This is a genomic window from Streptomyces sp. YPW6, assembly GCF_018866325.1.
In the GTDB taxonomy this organism is placed as follows: domain Bacteria; phylum Actinomycetota; class Actinomycetes; order Streptomycetales; family Streptomycetaceae; genus Streptomyces.
Genome location: NZ_CP076457.1, coordinates 7,060,611 through 7,082,546, shown reverse-complemented (window position 1 = coordinate 7,082,546; position 21,936 = coordinate 7,060,611). Strand labels below are relative to the sequence as shown.

9 protein-coding genes are annotated in these 21,936 nt (G+C 73.9%); 2 read left to right on the top strand and 7 right to left on the bottom strand.

Translation table 11 applies throughout. The features are described 5' to 3' along the window. The first annotated feature begins 48 nt into the window (after positions 1 to 48). Positions 49 to 2,304: a catalase/peroxidase HPI gene (gene katG, locus KME66_RS30975; RefSeq protein ID WP_216328226.1), complete on the top strand. Its 2,256-nt coding sequence runs from the start codon at positions 49 to 51 to the stop codon at positions 2,302 to 2,304. 160 nt (positions 2,305 to 2,464) lie between these two features. Here the strand turns inward: katG and KME66_RS30970 are convergent, their stop codons facing one another. From KME66_RS30970 to KME66_RS30950, 5 genes are all read right to left on the bottom strand, one after another. Further along, positions 2,465 to 3,298, bottom strand: coding sequence for a PIG-L family deacetylase (locus KME66_RS30970; protein ID WP_073224890.1), 834 nt, complete (start codon positions 3,296 to 3,298; stop codon positions 2,465 to 2,467). A gap of 247 nt (positions 3,299 to 3,545) precedes the next feature. Then, the gene (locus KME66_RS30965; protein WP_216328224.1) at positions 3,546 to 4,520 is read right to left on the bottom strand and encodes an alpha/beta hydrolase; all 975 of its coding nucleotides are present in this window, start codon (positions 4,518 to 4,520) and stop codon (positions 3,546 to 3,548) included. Positions 4,521 to 4,883: 363 nt separating this feature from the next. Then, positions 4,884 to 5,918, bottom strand: coding sequence for a DUF3533 domain-containing protein (locus tag KME66_RS30960; protein ID WP_216328222.1), 1,035 nt, complete (start codon positions 5,916 to 5,918; stop codon positions 4,884 to 4,886). 304 nt (positions 5,919 to 6,222) lie between these two features. Further along, complete coding sequence (locus KME66_RS30955; protein ID WP_216328220.1) at positions 6,223 to 6,582, bottom strand: UBP-type zinc finger domain-containing protein; 360 nt, start codon at positions 6,580 to 6,582, stop codon at positions 6,223 to 6,225. A gap of 129 nt (positions 6,583 to 6,711) precedes the next feature. Next, entirely contained in the window at positions 6,712 to 7,497 is a 786-nt protein-coding gene (locus tag KME66_RS30950) for a flavodoxin family protein (RefSeq protein ID WP_253208522.1), read from the bottom strand. A 126-nt stretch (positions 7,498 to 7,623) separates the two neighbouring features. Here KME66_RS30950 and KME66_RS30945 point away from each other — a divergent pair, with 126 nt between their 5' ends. Further along, on the top strand, positions 7,624 to 8,583 hold the full coding sequence (locus KME66_RS30945) for a DUF5996 family protein (RefSeq protein ID WP_073224880.1): 960 nt from the start codon (positions 7,624 to 7,626) through the stop codon (positions 8,581 to 8,583). A 166-nt stretch (positions 8,584 to 8,749) separates the two neighbouring features. On the opposite strand, the gene KME66_RS30940 is transcribed toward KME66_RS30945, so the two are convergent. Continuing rightward, positions 8,750 to 9,178: an FKBP-type peptidyl-prolyl cis-trans isomerase gene (locus KME66_RS30940; protein WP_216328218.1), complete on the bottom strand. Its 429-nt coding sequence runs from the start codon at positions 9,176 to 9,178 to the stop codon at positions 8,750 to 8,752. A gap of 75 nt (positions 9,179 to 9,253) precedes the next feature. Then, positions 9,254 to 21,697, bottom strand: a complete 12,444-nt coding sequence (locus KME66_RS30935) for a hypothetical protein (RefSeq protein ID WP_216329710.1) — start codon at positions 21,695 to 21,697, stop codon at positions 9,254 to 9,256. Between the last annotated feature and the right edge of the window lie 239 nt (positions 21,698 to 21,936).

Below are 21,936 nucleotides of genomic sequence, written 5' to 3'. Positions count from 1 at the left end.
TCCCCCGTTCAGCGCCCCACGACCCGCCGGGTCCGGAAGGATTGCCCCATGACCGAGAACCACGAGTCTCACGTCTTCGACCCCGTCACCCCGGATTCGCCCGAGACGGCCGTCCCCGAGAAGCCCGAGGCGCAGGCGAGCGGTTGCCCCGTGGCCCACGGCCGCGCGCCGCACCCCACGCAGGGCGGCGGGAACCGCCAGTGGTGGCCGGACCGCCTCAACCTGAAGATCCTCGCGAAGAACCCCGCCGTGGCGAACCCGCTGGGTGAGGAGTTCGACTACGCGGCCGCCTTCGAGGCGCTGGACCTGCCCGCGGTCAAGCGGGACATCGCCGAGGTGCTGACCACCTCGCAGGACTGGTGGCCGGCCGACTTCGGCAACTACGGACCGCTGATGATCCGGATGGCCTGGCACAGCGCCGGCACCTACCGCATCAGCGACGGCCGCGGGGGCGCGGGCGCCGGTCAGCAGCGCTTCGCCCCGCTGAACAGCTGGCCGGACAACGGCAACCTGGACAAGGCCCGCCGTCTGCTGTGGCCGGTCAAGAGGAAGTACGGCCAGGCGCTGTCCTGGGCCGACCTGATGATCCTCACCGGCAACGTCGCCCTGGAGACCATGGGCCTGAAGACCTTCGGCTTCGCCGGCGGCCGCGAGGACGTCTGGGAGTCGGAGGAGGACGTCTACTGGGGCCCGGAGACCACCTGGCTCGACGACGAGCGCTACACCGGCGACCGTGAGCTGGAGAACCCGCTCGGCGCGGTCCAGATGGGTCTGATCTACGTCAACCCCGAGGGCCCCAACGGCAACCCGGACCCGGTCGCCGCCGCCCGCGACATCCGCGAGACCTTCCGCCGGATGGCGATGAACGACGAGGAGACCGTCGCCCTCATCGCCGGTGGCCACACCTTCGGCAAGACGCACGGCGCGGGTCCGGCCGAGAGCGTCGGTGCGGACCCCGAGGGCGCCCCGCTGGAGGAGCAGGGCCTCGGCTGGCGCAGCTCCTACAAGTCGGGCAAGGGCGGGGACGCCATCACCAGCGGTCTGGAGGTGACCTGGACCAGCACGCCGACGCGGTGGGGCAACGAGTTCTTCCACAACCTCTTCGCCTACGAGTACGAGCTGACCAAGTCCCCGGCCGGTGCGCACCAGTGGGTCGCCAAGGACGCGGAGCCGACCATCCCGGACGCGCACGACGCGTCGAAGAAGCGCAAGCCGCAGATGCTCACCACCGACCTGTCGCTGCGCTTCGACCCGGCGTACGAGCAGATCTCGCGCCGCTTCCACGAGAACCCGGAGGAGTTCGCGGACGCCTTCGCCCGCGCCTGGTACAAGCTGACGCACCGCGACATGGGACCGATCCAGCGTTACCTGGGCCCCGAGGTGCCCTCCGAGGTGCTGCTGTGGCAGGACCCGCTGCCCGCGCGCACCGGTGAGGTGCTGGACGCCGCGGAGATCGCCGCGCTCAAGGAGCAGGTGCTGGGCACGGACCTCACCGTCGCGCAGCTGGTCTCGGCCGCCTGGGCCTCGGCCGCGTCCTTCCGGGGCAGCGACAAGCGGGGCGGCGCCAACGGCGCCCGCGTCCGGCTGGAGCCGCAGCGCGGCTGGGAGGCGAACGACCCGGACGAGCTGGCGCAGGTCCTGCGTGCGCTGGAAGGCATCCAGGAGTCCTTCAACGCCAAGGGCGGCAAGCAGGTCTCGCTGGCCGACCTGATCGTCCTCGCGGGCAACGCGGCGGTCGAGCAGGCGGCCAAGGACGCCGGTGTCGAGGTGGAGGTCCCCTTCACCCCTGGGCGCGTCGACGCCACGCAGGAGCAGACGGACGTCGAGTCCTTCGCGGCCCTGGAGCCCGCGTACGACGGCTTCCGCAACTACACCGGCAAGGCGGCCCGGCTGCCCGCCGAGTACCTGCTCCTGGACCGGGCGAACCTGCTGACGCTGAGCGCCCCGGAGACGACCGTCCTGGTCGGCGGTCTGCGCGTGCTGGGCGCCAACACCGGCGGTTCGCAGCACGGCGTGCTCACCGACCGCCCGGGCACGCTGACCAACGACTTCTTCGTGAACCTGCTCGACCTGGGCATCACCTGGAAGTCGACGTCGTCGACGCAGGACGAGTTCGAGGCCCGCGACGCCTCCGGCCGGGTCAAGTGGACCGGCACCCGTGCCGACCTGGTCTTCGGCTCCAACTCCGAGCTCCGTGCCCTCGCCGAGGTCTACGCGAGCGACGACGCGCGGCAGAAGTTCGTGACGGACTTCGTCGCCGCCTGGGCCAAGGTCATGGACCTGGACCGCTACGACGTGGCCTGACAGCCCCCGGCCGCCTCTGCCTCAGGCGTGGCCGGCCTGCTCCCGCGGTGGGGCCGGTGCGTACGCGCACCGGCCCCACCGCCGGTTGCGGCGCAGGACGGTGGCGGGGACGACACGGCCGCACGCCCCCGTCGTACGAGGGGGGCGTGCGGGCGGCCGGTCAGCGGAGTCCGGCGAAGAGGTCCTTCTCGGGCACGGCCGCCCCGGTCGTGTCCTTGACCCGTACGAAGGTCTCCATGCCCATCAGCCGGCCGAACCTCTCCTTGCCCATCCTCAGGAAGAAGATGTTCTCGCCCTGACTGGCGTGCGCGGCCAGCGCGTCGAACTTCTGGCCGCTGAACGCGGTGGTGTCCACCCACGTGGTGATCTCGTCGTCGGGGAGGCCGATCTCGGCCATCGCGGCAGCCTCGGCGGGGTCCGGCTCCGGCAGGTCCTCCTGGAACTCACGCAGGGTCTTCTCGAACTCGCGCATCGCCGAGTGGGGCATCGTGGTCCAGTAGACCTTCGGTGTCAGCGTGGTCATCTCCAGCGCGGCCATCGTGATGCGGTGGGCCTGGATGTGGTCGGGGTGCCCGTAGAAGCCGTTCTCGTCGTAGGTGACGACGACATCGGGCCGGTAGTGCCGCATGAGCTCCGCGAGCCGGGCGGCGGCCTCCTCGACCGGGGTCTGCCAGAAGGATCCGGGAGCGTCGTTGCTCGGCCAGCCGATCATCCCGGAGTCCGCGTAGTCCAGCGTCTCCAGGTCGCTCACGCCCAGGACGTCGCAGCTCGCCTTGAGCTCCTGGCTGCGCATCGCGACGACGGCCGCCGGATCGTGCCCGGGGTCGCCGGGCTTGACGCCTCCCGGCCCGTCACCGCAACCGCCGTCCGTACAGGTCACGAGAACCGTGCGGATGCCTTCCGCCGCGTACCGCGCGAGCACTCCTCCGGTTCCCGTGGCCTCGTCGTCGGGGTGGGCGTGCACGGCCATGAGGGTCAGGGGCCGGTCGGTCATGAAGAGGTCCTTCCACGCAGTCGGGTCGGGGTCCGAGTGCGCGGCGGGCCCACCGCGGCTCCGGGGCTCGGCCCCCGGTGGGGGTAACCGTCCCGCCCCGGCCCGGTGTTCCCGCGCCGGGGCCTGGCTTCGGCCCCTCTCCTCCCGACTCGCCGCCGGCCGCCTCGCCCTGCGGGACGACGGCGCTGACAACCCACGCCGGCACCCGGCGCCCCAACAGGGCGGCCGGGTCCGGTGTCAGGGCGCCTCAGCCGTCGTCCAGGGCCTTCTTCAGGGCGTCGACGGCGAGGGTGCGGGCGACGTTCGCGGCGCGGGTGTCGCGCAGGCTGTCCAGCAGGAGGAAGTCGTGGACCATGCCCGCCACGCGGACGGAGGTCACGTCCACGCCTGCCTCGCGGAGCCGGTTGGCGTACTTCTCGCCCTCGTCGCGCAGGACGTCGGCCTCGTCGGTGATGACGAGCGTGGTGGGCAGGCCCCGCAGCTGGTCCAGGGAGGCGTGGAGCGGCGCGGCGTACACCTCGGTGCGGTGGGCGGGGTTGCCGATGTAGGCGTCCCAGAACCACTTCATGCCGTCGCGGGTGAGGTAGTAGCCCTCGGCGAACTGGAGGTACGAGGGGGTGTTGAAGTCGGCGTCGGCGACCGGGTACAGCAGGACCTGCGCCTTGAGGTCGATGCCTCCGCGCTCCTTGTTCATCAGCGCGAACACCGCCGACATGCAGCCGCCCACCGACTCGCCGGTGACCGCGATCCGCGAGGTGTCCAGCCCGTGCTCGGCCCCGTGCTCCAGGACCCACTGGCCCACGGCGTAGTTCTGCTCGACCTGGGTGGGGTACTTGGCCTCGGGCGCCCGGTCGTAGACGGGGAAGACACCCGCGGCCCCGGCCCCGACGGTGAGTTCGCGGAAGAGGCGGTCGTGGGTCTGGTCGTCGCCGAAGACCCAGCCGGCGCCGTGGATGTAGAAGACCACCGGCAGCGGTCCGGTGGCTCCCTTGGGCCGGATGATCCGGGTGCGGACCGTGCCCCACTGGCCGGCGTCCACGTCGACCCACTCCTCGTCGACGTCCGGGCGGGGGACGCTCGGGTCGCTCTGCAGGCCGAGCAGGATGTCGCGGCCCTTCTCCGGGGGGACCTCGTAGATGCGCGGATGCGGATCCGTGGCCTCGCACAGCTCCTTGGCCGCCGGTTCCAGGTAGGGGGTGATCGGAGGGGGTAGCTCGGTCATGTCGACTCCCTTTCGCGGGCGCACCTGGCGCCCGGTCCGTGGCACACCCGTGGGGGCCGGTCACGGCACACGGATACGCCCAGTGCACGCGGCCCGTCGGCCGCCGATGTCCGGCCGCCGGAGCAGAACGCCCCGAACGGCGATGAGCGTTTCCATCCTTCGTGCCCTGTTCGTCCCCCGCAACCGGCACGGTCCCGGTCCGGCTCGTGCCGCGGGAGGCCGGGTGAGTGACCACCCGGCCCCCGTCGCCCGCTGACGTCGCCGGGAGCGGGACGTGCCCGCATCGCCGTCGACTCCGTGAAGCGGTGCCCGTCGGCCGTGCCGGTCATGGGGACGGCCCGGTCGGCGGACACGGCGCCTTCGTCATGACGCCTCACGGGGCGAGTCCGGCTCGGCCGCGCGGCGCTGCCGCAGTACCGCGGCGAGCATGGTGACAGCGACTCCCGCGACTGCCCAGGCGGAGAGCACCAGCAGGGACGAGGTCATGCTGTTGCCGTCGAAGTAGGTGATCGAACGGGCCGCCCAGGTGCCCGCTCCCGGTGGCAGCGCCGGGCCGATCGCCTCCCAGAACGGTGGCAGCATCGGCGCGGGGAAGGCCCCGCCCGCGCTCGGGTTGCCCAGGATCACGACGAGCAGGATCGCCAGCCCGATGCCGATGACGCCGAAGAGGCCCTGGAGGGCGAGCGTCGCGGCGCCGACGGCGAAGACGATCAGAGCGCCGAGCCCCCACAGCGCCCAGACACTGCCCGGCAGAGCGCCCAGGACCGGTCCGACGATGATCGCGCCGCCGAGGCCGCCGGCCAGGGCGACGAGCAGCATCGTGCCGAGACGGGTGGCCGCGCGCGTCGGGTTGGCCGGACGGGCCCCGGCGCTGATCGCGAGGATCGAGGCGCACAGATACCCGCCGACGCAGAGGCCCACGACCAGGTAGAACGAGGACAGTCCGTTGAAGTCCTGCGAGGACGCGGGGGCCACGTCGACCACGCGCGCGGTACGCCCCTGGGCCCCCAGCACCTCGCCGGTGAGCGAATCCAGCGCGACCGCCAGGGTTCTGCCGCTGCCGGAGGCGACGAGAAGCGTGTCGGTGGTGCCGTCCGGGCGCACCACGAGCGCACCGTCGATGTCGCGGTTCTCGATCTGCTTCCGGGCCGCCGCCTCGTCGGGCAGGGCGCGCGGGTCCAGCGGCGAGCCGGGCAGCTCGTCCAGACGCTGCACCGTCTGCCCGGCCGCGGCCGGCGGGGCCACGACTCCGAAGGCGACGTCCTTGAGCCTGGGCTCGTGCAACGCGCCCACATAGGAGACAACGAACAGCAGTTGGAGGGCGACGACCCCGATCACGAGGAGTGTGGCCCGGGGGGTGACGGCGCTCTTCACCTCGGACAAGGTGCTCTGTTTCATGGTCTCCACGGTCCGGGACGACCGGAGGCCGCGCAGGCGGGAAGCACCCGAACGGCTGGTGCTCGCCCCTCGCACCCGGTGCGGCGTCCCCGCAATGCCCGAGGCTTGCGCTGCGCCGACCGGGTCGGCGGGCCGTCAGCCGGCCTGCGGAGAGGATCGAGGAAACCGACACCGATGAGCATCTCTCAGACGCTTTCGATCCCGCCGACGGAACTGCGGAGGGCACGTGCCGAGCGTGGCTGGGTGTCGTGTCCGGACCGGGGGCTTCCTCGCTCGGCATCCGTCGTCCGGTGAGGGTTCGGCCTCAGTTCAATTTCTGCTGCCAGTTCTCGGGCACGGCTCCGGCCGGTCCGGGAACGGGCTGGTCGGCCGGGTGGGAGGTGGGCGGGACAAGCTGCGGGCCCTCGTGGAACTGCCCGGTCTCGTTGTTGTAGAACCACTCCTCCCCGGGTTCGTAGCTGGTGATGAAGGGGTGGCCGGTCCTCCGGTAGTGCTTGGTGGCGTGTTGGGACGGGGAGGAGTCGCAGCAGCCGATGCTGCCGCAGGCGGCGCACCGTCGCAGGTGGAACCACCAGCCGGAGCCGTCCCCTGCCAGGCAGTCGGCGCAGCCGGGGCCACTCGGAGCGGCCTGCGGGTCGATACCGGGAATCGATGGGCCAGACATGGGGTGTCCCTTCCTGCTCGGGTGCTTTCCGGATGTGGTGCGCGTGACGTGGGGGCCGGTCAGTCGTTCCGGGCTGCGCCCGGCCGGAGGGAGCGCGGCGGGCCGGACCGGCTCCCGGGCGGCTGTACCTCAGCTGCGGTGCTCCGGATTGGACGCGTCGGAGCGGCAGCCGGCCTCCCATGCGGAGCGCTGGTTGCCGTGTGCGGGAATGCCTCCGGCACGTTTCAGGAGAGCGGCCAGGTGCATGAGGTTCCAGGCCGCGAAGGTGGTGTTCCGGTTGGTGAAGTCGTTCTCGGGTCCGCCGGATCCGGGATCGAGGTAGCTGGGTCCCGGACCTGCCTCGCCGATCCAGCCCGCGTCGGCCTGCGGGGGGATGGCGTAGCCGATGTGCTGGAGGCTGTAGAGAATGTTCATGGCGCAGTGCTTGAGGCCGTCCTCGTTGCCGGTGATGAGACAGCCGCCGACCCGCCCGTAGTAAGCGGACTGGCCCGCTTCGTTGAGTTCGGCCGAGTTGGAGTAGAGCCGCTCGATGACGTGCTTCATCACAGAGCTGTTGTCACCGAGCCAGATCGGTCCGCACAGCACCAGAATGTCGGCGGCCATCACTTCGGCGTACAGATCCGGCCAGGCATCGCTGGCGGCGCCGTGCTCGGTCATGTCGGGCTGGACGCCGACCGCCAGGTCCCGGTCGATGGGGCGGATCACCTGCGTGTGCACACCGGCCGACCGCATCACCGCGGTGCTGCGGTCGATCACTCCCTCGGTATTGCTCGTTTCCGGTGAGGGCTTGAGGGTGCAGTTGAGGTAGAGGGCGCGGAGATCGTCGTAGCGACGCGGAGCGGTGAACGGCACGACGGAGTTCCCTTCGCGATGGCTGATGACATGAGCTTGGAAGACCCGGACAGGAAGGGCCATCGCAGCGAGGCGAACGCGGTACGGGGCCCGCAGCCCCGCGGATGCGGCCCCGGGCTTCGGGCGCGAGAGTGGAGCCACGTGCCCCAGGCCATCCGGGCGGGGTCGGGCCACCGAAAGGCGCCTTCGATGGATCGGTTTCCCTCGCTGCCCAGGGAGTCCTGGGCCCCGACGAAGGAGACGCTGCACCGGTTTCTCCAGATCGTCGGAAAGGTACGGCTGGCTGTGAGCGTCCGGCGCAACCACTGGTGGAACGTTCCCTTCCACCTGACCGGGAACGGCATCACCACCCGGCCCTGCGGCCCGGTCGGCGACGGCATCGTGTTCACCGTCGACTTCGACTTCACCACCCACCGTCTCCTGATTCTGACCCTCGACGGGCGCCGGGTGTCGTTCCCCCTGACGGGCCTGTCGGTCGGCGACTTCTACCGGGAGTTCACCGGCGCGCTGGCCCATCTGGGCATCCGTGTGCTTCCGGAGGACCCGCACCCGTTCGACCTGCCCGACGCCGCCCGGCCATTCGCCGAGGATGACGAACACGCCGCCTATGATCCGGCCGCCGTGAACCGCTACTGGACGATCCTCACCCAGGTGATGCTGGTTCTGGAGAAGTACGCGGCCGGGTACTCGGGAAAGACGAGCCCTGTCCACCACTTCTGGCACACCTTCGACATCGCCGTTACCCGGTTCTCCGACCGGCACGTGGCCCAGGGGCTGTCCGTCGATCCCGTGACCCGTGAGGCGTATTCGCGTGAGGTGATCAGCAGCGGATTCTGGTTCGGCGACGAGCGGTCCTCTCCCGAACCCGCCTTCTACTCGTACACGGCACCGGAACCCGACGGGCTGGAGCGGCAGCCGCTGGAACCGGCCGCCGCACGGTGGACCCAGACCAACGGTTCCCACCTGGCCCTGCTCCCCTACGACGACGTGCGCACCGCGCCGGACGCGTCAGACTCGATCCTCCGGTTCTACGACACCGCGTACGCGGCCGGCGCACGCTTGGCGGGTTGGAACGAAGACCGGCTCTGCCCGGGAGGAATCACCGATCCCCAGGCCTCCGCCGCGACGCGTCCTCGGCCCAGGACGTGACCGGGAGCCGGCCCGCCACGGACGCGGCATCGACGATCGATGTGGATCCGCCCCAGAGGCAATATCGTGAACCGTGCCCACGGAAAGCACTGCCGCGCCCGGTTCGGGAATGCTCCTGCGCGATCCGGACCGCTGTCCGATCGAGGTCGGCCGACCACCGGCCTGCTCAGAGGTGTCTACGCCGATCCGCCTCCCGGGCAGCCGAACCGCACGGAGGACCCGCCACCGTGAGCAGGTCCACGACGAAGACGAGCGTCGAGCCCGCCGGGATCAGCGCGGAGGGTGACTGCTTGCCGTAGCCGAGGCGCGGGGGAACGATGATCTCGCGCCGGCCGCCGGCCCTCATGCCCCGTACCCCGCGGTCCCAGCCCTTGATGGCCCGGCCGCCGCCCACGGCGAACTTGAACGGCCGGTCCTCCTCCCAGGAGGAGTCGAACTCCCGCCCGGACGCGAACGCCACCCCGACGTAGTGAACGCGGACGACCCTGCCCGGCAGCGCCTCAAGGCCGTCTCCGACGACCAGGTCCCGGATCGTCAGCTCGGTGGGCGGCTCCCCCGCCGGAACCTCGACCACCGGTTTCGTCCGTTCACTCATCACGGTCTCCTCGCCCGCCTCCGGAGCCCGCCGGATCGGCCGGCCGGCCCCCTGGACCTTCCATGCGGCGGAGGATCACGTTACGTCGAGCAGCGCCCTGGCGTGCTCGTCGGGGAAGAGTCCGTCCCGGGCGACGTGGTCGCGCAGCTCCTGCTCGGTGAGCGGGTGGATGTTCCAGTACCGGCCCCAGTTGTCCCGGTAGTCCAGCGCCGGGTCGTGGCCGGGGAGCCCGTCCAGCGCCAACTGGGCGCCACGCATGACCTCGTGGAACGAGTGGTGGCCGGCCGACAGCGACATGGCGATCATCCCGGCCCGGATCAGCCCGAGGTCCAGGTCGATCCCCCACCGGTCCCGCATCCGGGCGGCGTGCACCAGGAAGCGGTAGGTCGACCCCGCGGTACCGGTCAGGACCAGGCCCCCCGTGTCCTCGGACGCCCCCTGGAGACCGGTGCTCATGGCGAGGTCGTACACGGAGGACGCGGGCATCCAGGTCAGGCCGAGGCCGTTCACGGCGAAGGGACGCTCGGCCCGGCTCAGCGGCGGGCGTACGTCGTCGGGGTCCGTCGGGACCGTGTGCTGCCGGGTGGCGCGGGCGAGCGCCTCCCGCTTCTCCGTCGCGGAGAGGGTTTCGTCCAGGTTCAGCCGGGCTGCCAGCCGCTCCAGTTCGGCGCGCCCCTCCGCCTGGCGGCGGCCCGGACGCTCCCGCTCGATCTCCGGGTTCGGGTCCTCCCTGCCGCCCAGCATCTCGGGCACCAGGTCGCTGGAGATGCCCTGGAACAGGAAGGTCACCAGCTCCCTCAGATGACCGGTCCGCAGCACCTGCTGAAGGGCGGGCCTGCTGGTCCCGACCGTGCCGGGCATGCTCGGGTTGTCACTGCCGAAGGTGGCCAGGGCGTGCGGGTACTGCTGCCGCGCCCGGTCCCACGCCGCCCGCGCCATCTTGCGGAACTCCTCCGTCACCGCCTCGTTCTCGGCCAGGTGTTCGGCGAGTCGCCGCTCGAAGGCCACGGACTCCTCGGCGTACCGGATGCGGGCCCGGACCCAGGCGGGCACCGGTGCGCCCCGATCGGGGCTGGGCGTCGCGGACCGGCGGCCGGGGCGGGACGGGTCCCGGTGGGAGGACGAGGCGGACGCGGCGGTGGCGGGGCGCGCGGTCGGGGTCCCGGGGGCCGGTTCCGTCCCGGTGGGGCGTGGCCTCTCCGGGACGGAACCGGCGGGCGGTTCGGTGCGGGGCGCCCCGGCGGGTGCGGGACGGCCGGATGCCGGGGGCGAGGGATGGCGGTGGTCGTCGATGTCCACGGTCACCACCCGGCCCCGGTCCGGGTCGGTGGCCCGACGGACCCGCTGGGCGTCCAGGGTGAGGGTGAAGTCGGCGAGCCGGACGTGCGGACCCGGGGAGCCGTCCTGGAAGGTCCTCAGCAGCCGGCTCAGCCGGTCCCCGAGCGCCCTGCCGACCGCCTCCGCCCGCTTCCGGCCGCTCGCCAGGGAGCGGTTGCCGCGGCCGGTGACGGTGACCGTGGGCAGGGGCAGGCCGTTGGCGTGGTTCCACAGGGCGGTACGGGCCAGGGAGAGGGCCAGGGCGTCCAGGTTCTCGTCCGCCTCCGGCGAGGGCGAGTGCTGCTGCTCGGCGAAGCGTACGGTCCGCCGGTCCGGGCGCAGGGCGTGGCCGTGCAGGGCGACCGTGGTGAGCGGATTGGAGACAGCCGGTGAACGGTCCGACAGCAGCGCCGCGTTGACCGCGTGGGCGGACTCGCCGGGACGCTTGCTGTAGGCGCGGAAGAACCACTGGTCCTGGTCGTCCGGGACCGGTGCGGCGGCGCGGACGGCGCCCCGGGCGCGGGCGCGGGCCTGCTCGACCTCGCGCTGCGCCAGGGCGTGTTCGGGGCGGTCCTCGGTGAAGTACCAGCGGACGTGCTCGGCCTCGTGGACGGCCGCCAGCGCCCGCGCCGCACGCGCGAAGCCCTCCAGGCGGCTGATCTCCGCCAGGGCCGCGCCGTCGCGGCGGGCGGTCGCGGCACGGTCTTCGACCTCCCTCGCCAGCCGGTTCAGCCGGTCCTCGTCGTAGCGGTCGAGGTTCTCGTCGACGACCTCGTCCAGCTGGTCCGCCGAAAGCGGTGTCCGGGAGTGGGTCTCGTTCTCCAGGGTGATCTGGTGGCTGCCGTCCTCGGCGGCCAGCACCACCTGTGCGAAGTGGTACGGGGCGTGCGGACCGACCGGGTCGCCGGGCTTGGCGTGGTTGTGGGTGAAGAGCTGCGCGCCGCCGTCGTTGGTGGTGCTGACCGACTGGATCAGATAGCCCTCGCCGACCTCCGCCCAGGCGTACTCGTTGATCCCGGCACGGGCGGCGGCCCGGGTCAGCGGCTCGCGGAGCGCGTTGTCCGGGGTGGGGCCGAGGGCCCGGCCGTACGCCTCGCCCGGGGTGGGCGCGCCCACCACTCCCCCGGTGAAGCGCGGATCCCGGCCCGCCTGCCGGGCCGCCCAGCCCGGACTGACGTCGGTGGCGGTACGGGTGCCGTCGGCGACCTCCGCGAGCGCCTGGGCCAGGTGGTGGGTGCCGGTGACCTCCCGGCCGTGCAGCCCGTTGACCGGGGCCGTGGCGACCGTACCGTCGGGGGTGCGGAAGGCGAGGTGGGACAGCGGCGCGGCATCCGTTCCGGCGACCATCCGGGCGAAGTCCCGGGTGAAGGCGTGTTCGGAGGCCCCGGAGGCGGTGAGGAACCGGGGCTCCACCCGGAGCAGCGGCTCGCCGGGCGTGCCGTCCTCCTGGGCGAGCACCACGCGCACCGAAGGATCGGCCGCCAGTCGCACCCCGGCTCCGGCGGCGGCCAGGCGGGCCGAGGAACGCTCGATCGCCGTGCGGGTGGCGTACACCTGGCGACCGCGCCCGGTGGTGTCGTTCCCGGCCGACAGCAGCGCGACCGTCCGGTCCTCGGAGATGTGCAGCGGCGGCCGGTCGGCGGCGCGGACGGCCCCCGGGCTCCGGTGGGGCAGGACCAGCGCGGACCCCTCCGGCGTCTCCCCGGTGCTGACCTCGCCGACCGTCCGGGGGCCGGGCTCGGTGAAGAGCACCCCGGTGCCGCCGTCGTCGACGACCTCGTAGTCGCGGGTGATCAGGGGGCGGGCACGCAGGGCGTCGACACGGCGTTCCCCCTGCAACAGGTCCGCCAGCCGGTCGAACTCCGCGTCACCGTCGCTCGTGGAACCGCTGTCGCTCCCGGCGTCGCTGTCGCTGTCGTCATCGCTGCTGAGGTCACGGGCGCCGGGCAGGCCGGGCTCGCGCGGCAGCGGAGGTGTCCTCCAGTCCGGCCCGGTCCCCCCGGTGCTCCGGTGCACCACGAGACGGGCGGCTCCGGTGGTGGGGTGGGTGGCCACTTCGGCCGGTGCCAGGGGGTACCAGACCGGGCGGGCCGTCGTACCGGCGACCAGGTCGGCGACCTGCGCGGCGAAGGCCGGGGGCAGGGCGAGGACGATGTCCGCGCCGCGCGGCCGCCGGGAGTCGTAGGAGATGATCCGGGCCATCTCCACGGGCTCGCGGACCACGAAGGTGCGCCACGGCGTGACGATCTCGACGCCGCCGCCCTCCGCCGCCCCGGCCACGAAGAGGTACGGATTCCGCCACGGCGCGTCCTGCCCGGCCACCCGGCCCGAACGCTCGACGAGGTAGGAGTCCGGGGCCGGCAGACCCCGGTCCGACCCGGTGAAGTCCCGCCCGGCCGGGGACCGTTCCGCCGGGATCCGGCCCACCGAGGCCCCTTCCGCCGAGGTCACCTGCGGCGTGCGCAGGAGGGTCTCCTCGGCGAGGGCGTCCCGGCGGGTCTCGATCTGACGGTCGATGAAGTACCCGGCGAGGTCGTCGGCGGTCGCCAGGTCGTCCGACGACGCTTCCAGTGCCAGCGCTCCCAGGTCGAGGACGTCCCTGTTGCTCACCCGGGCCCGGTCCGGCAGGTGCAGGACCTGCCGGACGAGGCCGGCCAGCCCGGCGCGGGTCGAACGCCCGCCCGCCGCCGTGTCGACGAGCGCGTACAGGGCCTCGGAGGTCTCCTGGAGCCGGGTGCGCGGGGCCCTGTTCCACTGCGGGCCGAACACCGCCGTCAGCCACTCGGGGTCGGCCCAGACGGGGGTGTCCTCCTCGTCGCGGGAATCGGAGTCACTGTCACTGTCACTGTCCCTGTCGGCATCGACATCGGCGTCGCTGTCGTCGTCGACGTCGTTGTCGCTCTCGCCGTCGGACGCGGTGTCGAGGCCGACGGTGTCCTGGGGCCGGGGCTGTCGCCGGGGCTCCGCGCCGGACAGCGTGCTGAGTTCGTACGCCTCCTCCTCCCCGGGCAGCCCCGGGGCGTCGCCGTCCGCGGGCGTTCTCGGTTTCGGCGCCGGGGCCGGGGTCCTCAGGAGCAGCGGCACGAAGTCCTTGCCGCGGCGGCGGAGCCGGAGGACCGGCGCGTCGGCGGAGGGCCCCGCGTAGGTGTGGGCGGTGCCGTTCTCCTCGATCAGGGTGACCGTGGCGCCGGTCGCCCGTGCCGCCCACTCGGCGACCGCGCGGTCGGCCTGAGGCCCCCAGGGGGCGTCGGCGAGGTGGCGGCGCAGCCGCCCGTCGAGAGCGTCCTGGCTCAGCGCGGGAGCGCCGTGCCGCTGCTTGGCGGGCGGTGGGGGCGAGAACAGCGCGTCGCGCTCGGCCCGTTCGCCGGGCAGGCCGTTCAGCCGCATCAGCTGTAGCGGCGAAGCCCCGGCGCGGGTCCGGAGCCGGGCCGCCGCCCGCGGTTCGCGGCCGGGCTGCTCAGCGGCGTGGCGCAGGGCCGTGGCGAGTGCGCCGAAGAAGCCGTTGCCCCGGCCCGCCGGGGTTCCCTGGGTGTAGGTGGAGCCGTCGGGTGCGGTGAGCAGGCCGTCGCGGTCCAGCCGGTAGCGCGGGCCGTCGGTGTCGGCGGGCGGCAGCCAGGGCGGGGTGGGGTGGCTGCGGCGGGGGGACGGCTGGGAGGTGGTCCCGGTGCCGCCCGAAGGAGTGACGGTGGCCGGCGGGGTCGGCAGCGCGACGGTGCGGGGCGGTGTCGTGCCCGGCGTCAGTGCGGCCGAGAAGAAGCCGTCGGCGGCGAAGAGCACCGGGCCGGAAGCCGCGTCGGCCGTCGCCGGGTCGGCGCCGTGCGGGAGGAACGTCTGCTGCCGCCCCTCCCCCGTCACCACCGTCACCGGGGTGCCCAGCACCCGGGCCGCGAGGGCGGGCAGCACGTCGGCGCCGCCGTGGTCGCCCGCCCGGCGCTCGGCCGCGGCCGGGTGGTGGCCGTCCGGGTCGGCCGTCGTGGGCTCGGCCGCGAACGGGCGGTACAGGGCGGCCGTGGCCAGCGCCACCCGCTGCGCCGGGCTCGGCCAGAAGGTCTGCGGAAGCCGGCCGAGCGCGTCGAACTCCGCCTGCTGGGCTGCCGTCAGCTCGACGCCCGCCGCATCCAGTTCGGCCTGCGTGAAGGTGTCCTCCGCGTCCAGCGCCAGACCGTCGAGCAGGTCCTCGTTGCCGTTGTCGGCCAGCGCCCAGGCCAGCCGGTCGCGCGCGGCGGCGACGGCCTCGGCGGTGACCGCCGGGTCGCCCGCGTCGGCCGCGAACCGGTCCGCGAGGTCCGCGCCCAGCAGGAGCGGCAGTCCGCCCCGGTCCCGGGCCGTCGCGAGCAGCGCGTGGAAGAACGAGGCCCCGTCGTGCGGTACTTCGTGCACCTGGTGGACCGTCAGCCCGTCGGGCGAGGTGAGGGTACGCGGCGCGGAGCCGGCGGCGTCGGTGACCGTGTACGGCTTCGGCGCCTCGGAGCGCCAGTCGGGCACGGTGTACTCCTGCGGCGCGTCCTTCACCGGCACCGAGGCCGAACCCTGGTGGTGAGCGGTGAGGCGGGCCGCGGCGAGGTGGAGGCGGTGGTGGTCCCGCGCGGCGGCGTCCAGGTGCTGCCGTCCGCGGCGCACGTCCTCGCGGGCCGCCTGCCAGGCGGTGACGGCCGGGGAGCCGGCGACGGCCCGCGGCAGGACCGTGGCCCGGTCGTCGTCCCCGAGCGCGGCACGCTCCTCGGGGCTCAGGCCGAGCCAGGCCTCCCGGGTCTTCGCGCGGGCGTCGTAGTAGTTCTTCTCGGCGGTGGCGAGGTCGGCGGCCGCCCTGGCCTGGTCGTCCCAGGCGGTGCGGACCTCGTCCGGGAAGGTGGTGTCGTCCAGCAGGCCGTGGTCGCGGGCGATGTCCTCGCGGAGCCAGACCAGGACGGTGGTCTCCGCCTCGACGGCGCGCGGCCCCCTCCTGGGCTTGCCGAGGGCCTGCATCGGGCGGCTGTCGGTGACCCGGTGGTCCACCTCGGCCACCGAGAGCCAGCTGACGGGGACCGCGAAGAGCATGCTGCGGTCGGTGACGACCTTGAGGTGCGTGCCGAGGGTGGTGTCGGTGGCGCTCCTCAGCGCGGTCGCGTCGTTGGCACCGCCGACCGGGACCGTGGCACCGGGGTTGGTCACGCCCGCGTTGCTGGTGCCCGCCAGCGGGGACGTGCCGACGGCGCCTTCGACGTTGTCGGTGATGCCCGCGTCCAGCGCGTCGCCGGTCTTGCGCCGCTGCATGGCCTCCATGCGCGGCTTGTTCTCGACGGCCAGCAGCCGGGCGCCGCCGCGGTGCATCTTGGCGTAGAGGCGCGAGTCGGCGGTGTGGGACTGGCCGAGCAGGCGCGCGGAGGACTGGGTGGGCAGGGCGGTGCCGTCGGGCCCGAGAGCCTCGCGGAAGCCCGCGGTCAGACCGACCTGGGAGGTGGCCTCCTGCTGGGCCTGGGCGGGCGCGGTGCCGAGGCCGGTGAGCGGGGTGTGGCGGGCCATCCGTACGCGCTCGGCGAGCGTGGCGTCCGTGTGCCGCTTTCCGAGGTCCGTGTCACCGGGGAAGCCGTCGGCGCGGGCGGTGGCGAGGGTCAGGGCGTCCTGCACGTTGGCCGAACCGAGAACGTCCACGGCGAGGATGCCCGAGCCGATCACATCGTCGAAGGGCAGGATGCCGGGGTCCTTCCCGCCGCTCTCCCCTCCCGTGGTCCGCCACTGGGCGATGGACTCCGGCAGGGCCTGATGAGCCGTCAGCATGGTCACCGCGCGCGGGGGTTCCGGCACGTCCTGCTCGGTGAGCGCGCCGTCGGCGCCGTCGCCGACCGGGGTGAGCAGGTTCGCCGGGAGGATCTCGTTGAGGCTGCCGACGGGGGCGGTGGCGGTGGGCCCGAGCGGCTTGCCGGACGCGTCGACCAGCGTGGCCGTGAGGGTGTACGTGGTCACGATCTCGGCGTGCGCCTGGGTGGTGGCGATGTTGGGCATCGCGGTGCTGCCGACCGCCTCGGCCACCCTGCTCGACCGCTGCTTGGCCGCCGTTCCCTGGAGCGCCGGGTTGGCGGCCAGCGCCCCGCCGTCCGCCGCGCGTTGGCCGGCGCTGAGGGTCGCGTCGGCGCCGCGGTCCTGGGACCGGCCGTCGACGTCGTCGCGGGCGGTGGTGCGGTAGTCCTCCAGCTCGAAGCCCGTCCGGAGCCGTCGGACGGTCGTGGTGACGGGCGTCAGAGTCACCTTCAGCTGCCCGGGGCTGCCGCCGACCGGCAGGTGGTGCGGGCTGGACCAGGTGCGGTAGCGGACCGGCAGGGCCATCCCGTCGGTGGTCAGCTCGTGCACGTGGGAGCGGAGGAAGTCCGGCGAGAGGCGCTGGAGCACCTGCTCCCGGTCGTGCGAGGGCACCCCCATCCGCTCCAGCTGCCCCATCAGGGGCTGCGCGGCCCGGCTCGCGTCCAGCCGGCCGCCGGGGTGGGTGGGGAAGTGCCGGCGGCGGAGGAAGGGGGGCAGCCGGTAGCCGCCGCCGAGGTTGTCCGGTGTGCCGGTCCCGAGGCCGTCCGGGGCGAGCCCGGCCTCGATCGCGTCCTGCATCGGCAGGTGGAACATCACCGCGTCGCGGACGCGCTGGAACGCGGCGGCGGCCCCGCGCGGGGAGAGGCCGCGCCCGAGGCGGCCGGAGATCCGCCCGGCGGCGGCGCTGATCCGGCCCCCGGCGCGGGTGCCGGCCGCCCCCATCGCGGCGGTCCACCGGTCGCGCACGGCCACCGTCTCGACGGCGTCGGCGACCACCAGATACATCCGGCCGGCGTAGCTGAGGGTGGTGTTGCGGCCCCGGGTGAGGGTCTGGGCGACGCTGCGCTCCTTGCCCCAGGCGTACTGGAGCGCGGACGAGTACGTCCCCACCAGCGCCTGCCGGCCGGGCGCCTGCTGCACCCGCGTGACGGCGCCCTGGAGTCCCAGGGTGGTCCGGGAACCGCTGCCGGAGGCGCCGGCGACGCGGTGTTCGTTGCCGATCGTGGCTTCGAGGCTGCCGGGCTTCGGGTCGCTCCTGACGCGGAAGTTCTCCAGCTCGCCCCGCACCGCCGCCTTGAGGTAGTGCGTCGCGAAGGGGCCCGCCCCGGTGAGCCCGGTGATCCGGGAGCCGAACGGGCCGAGGTACTGGCCGAGTTGTCCGGCGACGCCGAGGTTGGCCATGGCCCGGCGCAGGGCGGTGCGGATCGGGGCGCCGGGCGCGCTGACGTGCCAGGAGGTTCCGGTGGCGCGGTCGGCGGTGTCCTGGACGAGCCGCTGGCGCTGCTCTCCGCCCTCCGCGCTGAGGACGACGTGCGGGGCGCTGAGCAGCGTGGTCACGAGCTGCCGGTCGGAGGAGGACGTGCGGGGCAGGGGCCGTGCGCCGTCGAGGAGTTGGTCCGCCTCGGTGGTGGAGAGGGGACGCGGTACGGGGGTGGGTGCGGGGGCCGGTGCGGGACCGGTGGCGGGAGGGTCGGCGGGGGCGTGGCGCTCGGAGCCGTGGGCGGCGGGGACGGCCAGCTCGACCCGGCCCACCGTCTCGGTCCCGCGGGCGAACAGCGGGCGCTCCCCGACCTTGCTGACGAAGACGCCCGCGCCCAGCAGCCCGAGCGAGACGAGCCGGGTCCAGCCGCGCGGGCGGCGGTGCCCCTCGAAGGTGGCGCCCAGTTCCACCCGGTAGCTGTAGAGATCGGCTCCGCTCTGGAAGGCCAGCTGGTCGTGGGCGACCGCGACGGTGTTCCTGGTGGCCCGGGTCCGCGTCTTCGCGTGGCGGGCGCCCAGGGCGATGTTGCCCGTCCGGCGCGGCAGCCCGGTGCCGGGGTCCCTGTCGTGGTCACGCGGCGAGATGCCCAGTTCGACCCCACCGGAGAGGGTCGTGGCCTCCTGCTGCCCCTGCCCGGAGATCTCCGTGCCGATGACGGCGTTGCGCAGCGAGCGTTCGCTCAGGGTGGTCTCGAACCGCCGGTCGGTGAGGCGGGCGCGCAGGATGAGGGTGTGGTGGCCCCGGCGGACCTTGCCGTCCTCGGTGAGGGTGACCGGCACCCCGGTGGTCGTGAGGTCGTCGAGGCTCTGCGCGAAGGTGGGCCGGTTCAGCGCCTCGCGCACCTGGCGCTCGTTGTGCAGGGCGGTCCGGGTGCGCCCGTCGCCGTACCAGAGCTTGGCCAGGTGGGGGTGGCGCAGCATCAGCGGCGGGACGAAGAGCGACGGGTAGGCGCGGTGCAAGGTGTCCAGGACCGTGTCGGTGAAGGCCTTGAGGGGGTCCTGGGGTGCGGGCGCGGGCGTGGCCGTCGCCGTGGCGGCCGGTGCGGGAGCGGTCGTCCCCGGGGCGGGCACAGGCGTGATGGGTGCGGGAGCGGTCCCCGGGGCGGGTGTCGCCGTCGGGGGCGGCGGGGCGGCCGTCGTCGTGGCGGCCGGGACCGGGGGCCGCCGGTCCGGTACGAAGCCCTCGGCGCGGACCTGGCCGCCCAGGTGCACCGGGTCCTGGCGGGTGAGGTACCACGGCACCGGCGGCTCGGCGTCCGGGTTCGGGCCGGTCGCCCCGGGCGTACGGCTGTCCCAGCCGGCGAGGCGGCGCGCGTCCTGGGTGGAGTACCAGTCGAGGCTGACCACCCGGACCGGGCGGGCGGCGGAAGCCGGCTCGCCGGCCTTGCGCACCATCAGGGTGCGCTCCACGCGGTAGAGCGCCACGGGGTGGTTGCGCACGCGGCCGGTCACCTTGCGGGCGGCGTCGGTGCCGAGGTGGTGGGCCCGGCCCGCGCTGAGATCGGCGCGGACCAGGGGGCCGCCCTGGATGCGTACGTCGGTCTCCGGGCCGATGAGCGTGTAGCTCGGTCCGGCGGTGATCTGGACGCCGAGGCGGGTGTCGCGGACGTGGGAGCGCTGGTTCTGATAGGTGGTCTGGGCGAGGTCGCGGACCTCGGCCTTGACCGACTCCGTGACCAGGGTCGCCCGGTGCGGGATGGAGCGTTCGACGACCAGATGGCCCAGCGGGTGCTGTCCGCTGCCCCGGGTGAGCTCGGGCCCGCTGACCGGTCCGGCGAGTCTCCCGAAGAGGCCGAGCAGCCGCCCGGGACGTACGTACGAGATCAGTGTGCGGTGGGCCGAACTGCCGGGCCGCGCACCGGAGACGTCGATCGCCACGTCCTCCGGCGGGTCCGTGAGGTGGAGGGCGGTGGTGTCGGCGATCCGCGGCTCGGCCCCGTCCGGGAAGGTGAGCGTCTCCGGGGCGCGCTTCGGCCCCCGGAAGGGCACGGTGAGGTCGTCGGGCAGCCGCCAGCTCAGCCCGTCCCGCATGGCGAAGGCGGCGGAGTGCACCTGGCTGCGCTGCCAGCGGGGGGAGGCGGGTGCCGTGCCCGGACCGGGGGGCGTCGGCGCGGACGGCCTCGGCGCCTCGGTGACCCGCTCGACCCGCACCCGGTAGTGGACGTCGTCCAGGTGCAGATGGGACCCCTCGACGGCCCGGTACTCGCTCTGGTGGTACGCCTGGGTGCCCTGGGTGTAGTCGGTCCTGCGGGTCCAGCCCAGCGAGACGCCCATCTTGACCAGCCAGTTGAGCGGCGGGCCCATGCCCAGCGCCGCGGCGACCCGGCGGCCGGTGCCGACGCTGCGTCCGCCGCCCGTACCCGTCTGGCCGCGCCGCATGGTGTCCAGCCGGACGGTGGCGCCGCCGACCTCGGAGAACCGCTCCCAGCGGTGGTACGGAACGGCCTCGACGATCAGCTCGTGGCCGACCCCGGACTTCTCCCGGCCCACGAAGCGGGCGCCGCGCGGGGCGGTGAACGCACCGGGCTGGTCCTTCAGCAGCCGGAGCAGCTCCGCCTCGTCGAACCGGGCACGGAGCCTCTCGGGCAGCCGGCCGAAGACCTCCTTCGCGACCTGCTCGGGCGAGCGCAGGGTGAGGACGCCCGGGCCGTTCAGGAGCCCCGCCCTCGGCGGCCCGCCGGCGGTGCGCGCGCCCGGCCCGGTGGAGCCGTCGTCCGGATCGGCGTCCGGGCTGATGAGGACGGTGGGCAGGCGGCTGCCGTCGTCGAAGGTGACCGAGCGCGGGGCGTGGCCCGGCGGCGGGGCGTCCTCGCCGGTCAGCAGCCGGGCCGGGCGGTGCCGCTCCAGCTGGGTCTCCAGCGGGACGGGATCGCCACGGTCCGGCCCGGCGGGGGCGTCCAGGTCGGTGACGCCGCCCATGGCCCGCAGCCACGCGCCGAAAACGTCCGGGCCGGGCGGGGTTCCGTTGGCCGGGGCGGGGGCGGGGGTGGTCACGGGTGCGGGCGTGGGCAGTGCGGCGGCCGGGACCAGGGCGTCGTAGTGGTCAAGGCCGTTGTAGGCGACGTGCAGGGTGCCGCTGCGGCCGCCCGGGTTGAGCGGGGTGACGGAGGTGCCGGTGGGGGCCGTCCCGTCGGGCCGGACCAGCCGCAGCTCGATGTCGAGGGTGTGCGCCAGCGCGAGCGGGAGCGCGTCGGCGAAGGGCGAGGACCACAGGCCGGGGAGTTCGGCCGCCGCGAGGATCAGCCCGTCGGTGCCGAGCCGGCGTGCGTCGGCGGGTGTGGGCGCCACGTCGGCGAGGTGGGGGTAGCCGCTGTCCTTCAGGATCTGCCGCCACCGGCGGCCGTCGCCGTTCTCGACGACCGCCTGCTCGATCCGGTCCCAGCGCTGCCCGATCCGGTCCCGCGCCTCCGCGTCACGTACCCCGGCCAGGGCGGTCATCCGCAGGTCGTCGACGACCGCGAGCACCGGGTCGGGAGTGGCCTCGACGTCCGGGGCGAGCAGTTCGGAGCCGGTGAGCCGGTCGCGGAGCAGGCCGCGGAGTCCGGCGACGTTCCGCGCGGCCCACGGGGGCGGAACGGGGTGACTGCGCGCGGTGTCGAGGAGCGAGCGGAAGAGGCAGTCGCCGTCGCCCCGGGCGGGCATCCGGCGGAAGGCCTGCCCGTCCGCGTGGACGGTGTCCGTGAGGCCGGGTGTCCTGGTGTCCTCACTGGACAGGTGCAGGTCCTCGGCGATGCTCTCGGGGCGCGAGGGCGGCGGTGGGGCCGGGCGTGGTTCGGGGTGGACGAGAACGGCGTGGTCGTTGCCGGGGCTGAAGCGGAGCAGGGGTTCGCCGGACGCACCCGTGTGGGAGCTGACGATCTTGTCGAAGACCGACTTGTCGAAGGCCGTCGGCGGGTTCCAGAACATGTGCGCGCCGTGCGCCACGGCCATGTCCTTGGCCCGCATCTCGTCGATCAGCGCGTCATGGTCGACGGGAGAGATCCGGGAACCGTCCGGCGAGGAGACGTCGAACAGGTCGTGGTCGCCGGTGATCGGACGGCGGCCGCCCGCGTCGTCGAAACCGAAGACGATCCCCTGGTGCACGGTGAACGTGCCGTCTGCCTCGTACTGGGCCATCTTCCCGGCCAGCTCGTGGAATTCCGTGGACCGCTGGTTGAACCGCGAGACCACCCGGTCCCACGCGT